The 8,595-nt window shown below is 60.1% G+C and carries 9 protein-coding genes; 7 read left to right on the top strand and 2 right to left on the bottom strand.

Going from position 1 to position 8,595, the window contains the following annotated elements; all coding sequences use genetic code 11:
* Nucleotides 1–243 precede the first annotated feature (243 nt).
* Nucleotides 244–1,032 (bottom strand): 3'(2'),5'-bisphosphate nucleotidase CysQ, encoded by a 789-nt coding sequence (gene cysQ, locus I3J13_RS22690; RefSeq protein WP_196380305.1) that lies wholly within the window; start codon nt 1,030–1,032, stop codon nt 244–246.
* 334 nt (nt 1,033–1,366) lie between these two features.
* On the opposite strand from cysQ, the gene I3J13_RS22685 reads away from it, so the two are divergent.
* From I3J13_RS22685 to I3J13_RS22655, 7 genes are all read left to right on the top strand, one after another.
* Nucleotides 1,367–2,269 carry a branched-chain amino acid ABC transporter permease gene (locus I3J13_RS22685; protein WP_059754529.1) on the top strand — a complete coding sequence of 301 codons (903 nt, stop codon included), beginning with the start codon at nt 1,367–1,369 and terminating at the stop codon, nt 2,267–2,269.
* A 49-nt stretch (nt 2,270–2,318) separates the two neighbouring features.
* A complete protein-coding gene (livM, locus tag I3J13_RS22680; protein ID WP_420867952.1) occupies nt 2,319–3,671 on the top strand; it encodes a high-affinity branched-chain amino acid ABC transporter permease LivM in 1,353 nt (450 codons plus the stop codon).
* Nucleotides 3,671–4,549 carry an ABC transporter ATP-binding protein gene (locus tag I3J13_RS22675; protein WP_003522919.1) on the top strand — a complete coding sequence of 293 codons (879 nt, stop codon included), beginning with the start codon at nt 3,671–3,673 and terminating at the stop codon, nt 4,547–4,549. The genes livM and I3J13_RS22675 overlap by 1 nt, the downstream gene beginning before the upstream one ends.
* Complete coding sequence (locus I3J13_RS22670) at nt 4,549–5,277, top strand: ABC transporter ATP-binding protein (RefSeq protein WP_003522918.1); 729 nt, start codon at nt 4,549–4,551, stop codon at nt 5,275–5,277. Before I3J13_RS22675 ends, I3J13_RS22670 begins: the two co-directional genes overlap by 1 nt.
* A 182-nt stretch (nt 5,278–5,459) precedes the next feature.
* Nucleotides 5,460–5,813, top strand: coding sequence for a DUF6867 family protein (locus tag I3J13_RS22665; RefSeq protein WP_003522917.1), 354 nt, complete (start codon nt 5,460–5,462; stop codon nt 5,811–5,813).
* 119 nt (nt 5,814–5,932) lie between these two features.
* On the top strand, nt 5,933–7,051 hold the full coding sequence (locus I3J13_RS22660) for a branched-chain amino acid ABC transporter substrate-binding protein (protein ID WP_003522916.1): 1,119 nt from the start codon (nt 5,933–5,935) through the stop codon (nt 7,049–7,051).
* Nucleotides 7,052–7,176: 125 nt separating this feature from the next.
* Complete coding sequence (locus I3J13_RS22655; RefSeq protein ID WP_196380303.1) at nt 7,177–7,893, top strand: polysaccharide deacetylase family protein; 717 nt, start codon at nt 7,177–7,179, stop codon at nt 7,891–7,893.
* A gap of 24 nt (nt 7,894–7,917) precedes the next feature.
* On the opposite strand, the gene I3J13_RS22650 is transcribed toward I3J13_RS22655, so the two are convergent.
* Nucleotides 7,918–8,442, bottom strand: a complete 525-nt coding sequence (locus tag I3J13_RS22650) for an AAA family ATPase (protein ID WP_196380302.1) — start codon at nt 8,440–8,442, stop codon at nt 7,918–7,920.
* Nucleotides 8,443–8,595 lie beyond the last annotated feature (153 nt).

Here is an 8,595-nt window from a genome sequence, read left to right as displayed (position 1 = left end):
GCCTTGGTGTGTGTGGCTTCACCCCCCTCTGTCCTGCCGGACATCTCCCCCACAAGGGGGGAGATCGACTTGCGGCGATGTCTCGGTCATCTCGATCTTTGAGTATGGAGTGGTGACGGTGCGCCTTGCCGATCTCCCCACCTGTGGGGGAGATGCCCGGCAGGGCAGAGGGGGGTAAACCGCACACACGGAAACTCATCAATGCCGCACGTCGCAAGAGCCGCAGCAAACGCCAAGCGCCTGTTACCCCGCGTGCTCCACCGCCATCGCCCCTTCGGCAATGAAATCCGGATTGGCCAGCGCATCCTCGCCATCGCCCCTCACCGCATATGCAAGCGGCCTGCCCTCGCAATCGAGCGTCCTGCCGCCCGCAGCGCGCAGCACGGCATCGCCGGCCGCCGTGTCCCACATCATGGTGCGGCTGAAGCGGGGGTAAATATCGGCGGCGCCCTCGGCCAGCATGCAGAATTTCAGCGAGGAGCCGACGGAGATGCAGTCCTTCAGGCCGTGTTCGGCCACGAAGGCTTCCGTTTTCGCCGTGCAATGCGAGCGGCTGATCAGCGCCACGGGGGAAGCGCCGCGCTGGCGCGCGCGGATGGGGTGGCGCGACAGGATGGCGCCTTCGCCGGAAATGGCGAGCTTTTCGGCGGCGTTGTCCTCGCCCGTCCATGCCTGCCCGCGGCAGGGGGCGTAAACCACGCCGGCCACCGGAGCGCCGTTGCGGATGAGCGCGATGTTGACGGTGAAATCGTCCTTGCCGGAAATGAATTCCTTGGTGCCATCCAGCGGGTCGACGAGGAAGAATTCCGCACCGGTTTCCGGCAGGATGCCGCTCGATACCGCCTCTTCGGCAACCACGGGGATATCGGGAAAATGGGCGGCCAGCGCCGCAAGAATGATCGCCTCGGCGCGCTGATCGGCCTCGGTCACCGGCGAGCAGTCATCCTTATACGACACATGCGGGCCGGCACGGTGGACCGCCATGATGGCCTGCCCGGCGTCCAGCGCCGCTTTCGTCAATATGTCGATCATCTCTTTGCCAATTGATCCCGTCTGCGGGATATCGCCGTTCCGATCTTCGCTACTCCTTTGCCCGCTGCCCGTCAAATAATGGCGTCGGACAATGCTGAAATAAGCATCCGGCCGTCATTTTTTCAGCACTTCCTGCCAAAATCATGGCTCTTTTGACCGGGAAAGCGGCAGTCCATGTGGAAATTCCAAATTTTGTGCAGGATCGCCCGTTTTTGACTTCACATTTTTAACGAACACGATATGCATTTTGGGGGTGGGGGCCTGCCTGCAAGGGCGCTCCTATAATTAACATAACGAGGCGTGGCCCATTCGAGGTCGTGCCCGGGGGAAAGACATGGAGTATTTTATCCAGCAGCTCATCAACGGGCTGACTCTTGGATCGATCTACGGCCTCATCGCTATCGGCTATACGATGGTTTACGGCATCATCGGCATGATCAACTTCGCCCATGGCGATATTTTCATGCTCGGCGGCTTCGCCGCGCTGATCGTTTTCCTGATCGTGACATCCTTTGTCGCCGGCATTCCGGTGGCGCTTCTTCTGCTTCTGATGATGGTCGTCGCCATGCTGATGACCGGTCTGTGGAACTGGGTGATCGAACGCGTCGCCTATCGCCCGCTCAGAGGCTCCTTCCGCCTTGCACCGCTGATCACGGCCATCGGCATGTCGATCGCGCTGTCCAACTTCATTCAGGTGACGCAGGGTCCGCGCAACAAGCCGATCCCGTCGATGGTGACGGAAAGCTATCATTTCGGCGCCGTCACCGTGTCGCTGAAGCAGCTGATCATCATGGTCGTCACCTCGGTGCTGCTCTTCGCTTTCTGGTATATCGTCAACAAGACCCCGCTCGGCCGGGCGCAGCGCGCCACCGAACAGGACCGCAAGATGGCGGCGCTGCTGGGCGTCGATGTCGACAAGACGATCTCCATCACCTTCATCATGGGTGCGGCGCTGGCCGCCGTCGCCGGTACGATGTATCTGATGTATTATGGCGTGGCCTCGTTCAGCGATGGTTTCGTCCCCGGCGTCAAGGCGTTTACGGCGGCCGTTCTCGGCGGCATCGGCTCGCTTCCGGGCGCTGTTCTCGGCGGTCTGCTGATCGGCCTCATCGAATCGCTGTGGTCGGCCTATTTCTCCATCGCCTACAAGGATGTCGCGGCATTCGGCATCCTGGCTTTCGTGCTGATCTTCAAGCCGACCGGTATTCTCGGTCGTCCGGAAGTCGAGAAGGTGTGATCCCATGACCAATATCGCTTCCGACAACGCTGCTTCCAGCCCGAGCCTGATGGCGACGGCTGTGAAGGAGGGCCTGATTGCGGGCCTCATCTCGTTCGGCATGTTCATTCTTTATGTCGGCATCGTCACCTATCAGGATATCAACAACCAGCTGATCTGGGGCACCCGCTGGGGGCTTCTGGCGGTCTTCGTCGGCATTGCCGCTGTCGGCCGTTTCCTCGTCGTCGGCTTCATCAAGCCGTCGCTGGATCGTCGCAAGCTGGCCAAGGCCAAGAGCGGCGTGCTGGAGATTTCCGAAGAGAAGGGCTTTTTCCACAAGCACTTCCTGAAGCTGGCGCTGCTCCTGCTGCTGCTTTATCCCGTTATCGCCGTGCAATTGTTCGGCTTTCAGGGTTCGCTGAAATTCGTCGACAATTTCGGCATCCAGATCCTGATCTATGTGATGCTGGCCTGGGGCCTCAACATCGTCGTCGGCCTCGCCGGCCTGCTCGATCTCGGTTACGTGGCCTTTTATGCGGTCGGCGCCTATTCCTATGCGCTGCTCTCAAGCCATTTCGGCCTGTCCTTCTGGGTGCTCCTGCCGGTCGCCGGCATTCTCGCGGGCTTCTGGGGCATCATTCTCGGTTTCCCGGTTCTTCGTCTTCGCGGCGACTATCTGGCAATCGTGACACTCGCCTTCGGTGAAATCATCCGCCTCGTGCTTTTGAACTGGACGGATGTGACCAAGGGCACCTTCGGCATTTCCGGCATCGCCAAGGCGTCCGTCTTCGGCATCTGGTCCTTCGATGTCGGCGCGTCGAACAATTTCGCCAAGGCCTTCGGCCTGTCGATGTCGTCGGCCTATTACAAGATTTTCCTGTTCTATGTGATCCTGCTGCTTTGCATGCTGACGGCCTATGTGACCATTCGCCTGCGCCGCATGCCAATCGGCCGCGCCTGGGAGGCGCTGCGTGAGGACGAAATCGCCTGCCGTTCGCTCGGCATCGATACCGTCATCACCAAGCTCACCGCCTTTGCGACGGGCGCGATGTTCGGCGGTTTCGCCGGCTCGTTCTTCGCCGCGCGTCAGGGTTTCGTTTCGCCGGAAAGCTTCGTGTTCCTCGAATCCGCCGTCATTCTTGCCATCGTCGTTCTCGGCGGCATGGGCTCGCTGACGGGTATCGCCATTGCGGCGCTGGTCATGGTCGGCGGCACCGAGCTTCTGCGCGAAATGGAGTTCCTGAAGCATGTCTTCGGGCCCGACTTCACGCCTGAACTTTACCGTATGCTGCTCTTCGGCCTTGCCATGGTCATCGTCATGCTGTTCAAGCCGCGCGGCTTCGTCGGCTCGCGTGAACCCACGGCCTTCCTTAAGGAACGCAAGGCCGTCTCCGGCAGCTTTACCAAGGAAGGTCACGGTTGATGGCTTCCGGAACGGCAACAATGACACCCAATACGACTGGCGATACGATCCTCAAGGTCGAACATCTCTCGATGCGCTTCGGCGGCCTGATGGCCATCAACGACTTCTCCTTCGAGGCGAAGCGCGGCGAGATCACGGCGTTGATCGGCCCCAACGGTGCTGGAAAGACCACGGTTTTCAACTGCATCACCGGCTTCTACAAGCCGACCATGGGCATGATCACCATGCGCCAGCAAAGCGGCGAGGCGCATCTTCTCGAGCGCCTGCCGGATTTCGAAATCACCAAGAAGGCCAAGGTGGCGCGCACCTTCCAGAACATCCGCCTGTTTTCGGGCCTCACGGTTCTGGAAAACCTGCTGGTGGCGCAGCACAATGCGCTGATGAAGGCCTCGGGTTACACGATCCTCGGTCTTCTCGGCCTGCCCGCTTACCGGCGGGCGGTGGATGCCTCTATCGAAAAGGCCAAATACTGGCTGGAAAAGGCCGATCTGATCGACCGCGCCGACGACCCGGCCGGCGACCTTCCCTATGGTGCGCAGCGCCGTCTGGAAATCGCCCGCGCCATGTGCACGGGGCCGGAGCTTTTGTGCCTCGACGAGCCGGCCGCCGGCCTCAACCCGAAGGAATCGCTGGCGCTCAACGCGCTTCTGCGCGGCATTCGCGACGAGGGCACGTCGCTGCTCCTCATCGAGCACGACATGTCCGTGGTGATGCAGATTTCCGACCATGTGGTGGTTCTGGAATATGGCCAGAAGATTTCCGACGGCACGCCGGACCATGTGAAGAACGACCCGAAGGTCATCGCCGCCTATCTGGGTGTCGAGGATGATGAAGTGGAAGACGTGATTGCGGAAGAACTCGACGGAGGAGCGGCCTGATGTCCGGTGAACCGCTTCTGAAAGTCCAGGGTGTCGAAACCTATTATGGCAATATCCGGGCTCTGGCCGGTGTCGATGTCGAGGTCAAGAAGGGTGAGATCGTCAGCCTGATCGGCGCCAACGGCGCCGGCAAGTCGACGCTGATGATGACCATCTGCGGCAGCCCGCAGGCGCGTGCCGGCCAGGTGATCTTCGACGGCGAGGATATTACCCATCTGCCGACCCATCTGATCGCGCGCAAGCGCATTGCCCAGTCGCCCGAAGGCCGCCGGATTTTCCCGCGCATGACGGTGCTGGAAAACCTGCAGATGGGCGCCAATCTCGATAACCTGAAATATTTCAAGGAAGACGTCGAGAAGATCTTCGTGATGTTCCCGCGCCTGAAGGAGCGCCAGAGCCAGCGCGGCGGTACGCTTTCCGGCGGCGAGCAGCAGATGCTTTCCATCGGCCGCGCGCTGATGGCGCGGCCGAAGCTCCTGCTGCTGGACGAGCCGTCGCTCGGTCTCGCACCCTTGATCGTCAAGGGCATTTTCGAGGCGATCAAGAAACTCAACCAGGAAGAGGGGCTGACCGTCTTCCTCGTGGAGCAGAACGCCTTTGCCGCGCTCAAGCTTTCCGACCGCGCCTATGTGATGGTCAACGGCAAGGTGACGATGAGCGGTTCGGGCAGGGAACTGCTCGCCGATCCGCAGGTGCGCGCCGCCTATCTCGAAGGCGGACGGCACTGAAAGATTTTACTTGCGCCGGAAATTTTGCGGCGCAAGACTGCAAACGGCGGCCTGTCGTCCTTTCGGCCAAACCTTAAGGAACCATGGCGGGGTGCAAACAATAAAATGCCCGGCGGGAAAACGACGGGACGACAGACAAGGCAGGGTCAGGGCGTTTCTGCCCGGCACTGATGGGGAAAGAGATGCAGGGCCTTTTTTTCGAAACGGATAACGGCGTGCGGTATGTTCTGCGCGCGCTGGTTGTTCTTCTGGGTTTCTGGACGGCATGGCGCACGGGCAAGTCCGTGGCCGATGGCTGGGGCGGTTATACGCGGGTGGTGATCTATACGCTCGCTCTGGGTGTGGTGATGCGGTTTCTGCATCACGCGCTGTTCAACGGGCCGTTCATCAACGGCTTCTATTACGTGTTTGACGTCGTTCTTCTTCTGGTTTTTTCCAGCGTCGGTTTCCGCACGCGCCGGACAAGCCAGATGGTCAATAACTACTATTGGCTTTACGACCGGACATCGGCATTTTCCTACAAGAAGAAAGATTGACAGGCGGATTTTTCCGGCTGCACAATGCTCGTCAGAGTGGAACAGTTTCCTGTTCAGTGAAGGTGGGTACTGAACAGGTCCTTGCAATCAACCCATCCAAAGGAACTGGGAGTAAAGTAATGAAGAAGTCTCTTCTTTCCGCTGTTGCGCTGACCGCCATGGTCGCGTTTGGCGGTTCGGCCTGGGCCGATGTCGTGATCGCTGTCGGCGCACCGCTGACCGGCCCGAACGCTGCTTTCGGCGCTCAGATCCAGAAGGGTGCCGAACAGGCCGCGAAAGACATCAATGCCGCCGGCGGCATCAATGGCGAGCAGATCAAGATCGTGCTGGGCGACGACGTATCCGACCCCAAGCAGGGTATTTCGGTTGCCAACAAATTCGTCGCTGACGGCGTGAAATTCGTTGTCGGTCACTTCAACTCCGGCGTTTCCATTCCGGCTTCTGAAGTTTATGCCGAAAACGGCATTCTCGAAATCACACCCGCCGCAACCAACCCGGTCTTCACCGAGCGCGGCCTGTGGAACACGTTCCGTACCTGCGGCCGTGACGACCAGCAGGGCGGCATTGCCGGCAAGTACCTGGCCGATCATTTCAAGGACGCCAAGGTCGCCATCATTCACGACAAGACGCCTTACGGTCAGGGCCTTGCCGATGAAACCAAGAAGGCTGCCAATGCCGCCGGCGTGACGGAAGTCATGTATGAAGGCGTCAACGTCGGCGATAAGGACTTCTCCGCGCTGATCTCCAAGATGAAGGAAGCCGGCGTTTCCATCATCTACTGGGGCGGCCTGCACACCGAAGCCGGCCTCATCATCCGTCAGGCGGCTGACCAGGGCCTGAAGGCCAAGCTCGTTTCGGGCGACGGTATCGTCTCGAACGAACTTGCTTCCATCGCCGGCGACGCCGTCGAAGGCACGCTCAACACCTTCGGCCCCGATCCGACGCTGCGCCCGGAAAACAAGGAGCTGGTAGAGAAGTTCAAGGCCGCCGGCTTCAACCCGGAAGCCTACACGCTCTACTCCTATGCCGCGATGCAGGCGATTGCCGGTGCGGCGAAGGCCGCCGGTTCCGTAGAGCCGGAAAAGGTTGCCGAGGCCCTGAAGTCCGGTACCTTCCCGACCGCGCTCGGCGAGATCTCCTTCGACGAGAAAGGCGACCCGAAGCTTCCCGGCTACGTCATGTACGAATGGAAGAAGGGTCCGGACGGCAAGTTCACCTACATCCAGCAGGGCAGCTAAGCCCTTCTGCGACACCCTATCGAAGCCCGGCAGCGATGCCGGGCTTTTTGTTTGCGGTCTCGGCCATACTAGGGACAACAAGGCAGGAAACCAATCCTCTCGGGAAACTGCAATGAGGGATGGCAATGACGACAAAACGAGCCGTGTCGCTCTTCCTTGTTCTCGCCGTGCTGGCGACGGCGCTTGTCGGCCTGCATTTCTTCAGCAAATCCCGGACGACGCAATTATTCGGCGGCATCATCGCAAGGGTTGAAACAGCGAGGCCGATGGTGGCGCTGACTTTCGACGACGGGCCGTCGGTGCGTTTCACGCCTGATGTTTTGGCGATCCTGAGGGAGCGTAGGGTAAAAGCGACTTTCTTTTTGACCGGTCAGGAGACCGAAGAGAATCTGCCGCAGGCGCGCATGATCGTCAGCGAGGGGCATCAGATCGGCAACCATAGTTACACGCATTCCAACATGATGCTGATGGGGCCGGCGCGGATCGGGCAAGAGATCGAGCGCACCGATGCGGCCATTCGGACTGCGGGTTATGAAGGCGAGATCATGTTCCGCCCGCCCTATGGCAAGAAGCTGCTCACCTTGCCCTGGTATCTTTCCCGGCATGACCGGAAAACCATCATGTGGGATGTCGAACCGGAATCCTTTCCCGATGTCGCCGAGGATGCGGCCGCCTTCGCCAGACACGTCATCGAGCAGACCGGAAACGGCTCCATCATCATCATGCATGTCATGTATCGAAGCCGCGAGATATCCCGGCAGGCTTTGCCCTTGATCATCGACGGTCTGCGTCAACGCGGGTTTGAGTTTGTCACCGTCTCGCAATTGCTCGAAAACCGCTGAAGCCCATTCTCTTGCCAGGGCGCTTCAGTCGATCCGCGTCAGAATAAAGTCCGCGCGTTCCTCTATGCCGGATTTCGGAAGCACGGAAATATCGTAGCCAAGCTCGTCATAATCGCGGAGCAAACGCTCATATTCCTCAATCGCCACGTCGAAGCCATGCTTGCGCTCGCTGTCGCCCCTGTAGATTTCCGGCCATGGCGGGGTGAGGAAGACCAGACGATTATAGCGGTGTGCAGCCACCAGCGTCTCGATGAAGGCATCGCCATTTATATGGCGAAGCGCGGAGGCGGCGTCGATCAGACCGCGATCGAAGAAGACCGGGCCTTCCGGCGGGGCCTTTTGCCGGTCTTCGAGCGCCATGGCGATGGCGCGGCGGGCGAAGGCTTCGATGTCGATCCACGGCAGGGCCGTGCCGCCATTGCGGGTTTCTTCGACGACGATGCGGCGGCCGGGCTCTTCCACGGTGGCGAAACCGCGTCGGGCAAGCTCGGCGAGAAGCGTGGACTTTCCGCCGCCGGAGCAGCCGGAAAGGATGATGAAACGGTCCATGGGAACGTCCTCCTTGTTGGGGGATGCGGGGTATTTTGAGGGTGGGTTGCGGCGTTGCCCCTTGTTTCTTCTCCCCGAGGGGGAGAAGGTGGCCCGAAGGGTCGGATGAGGGGGCAACGTTGCCGGATTTCGGAGAGCTTGCCCCCTCATCCC

The organism is Agrobacterium leguminum (genome assembly GCF_015704895.1).
GTDB lineage: Bacteria > Pseudomonadota > Alphaproteobacteria > Rhizobiales > Rhizobiaceae > Agrobacterium > Agrobacterium leguminum.
Note: the sequence above shows the minus strand (reverse complement) of the source record. Positions and strands in the feature narration are given on the sequence as shown.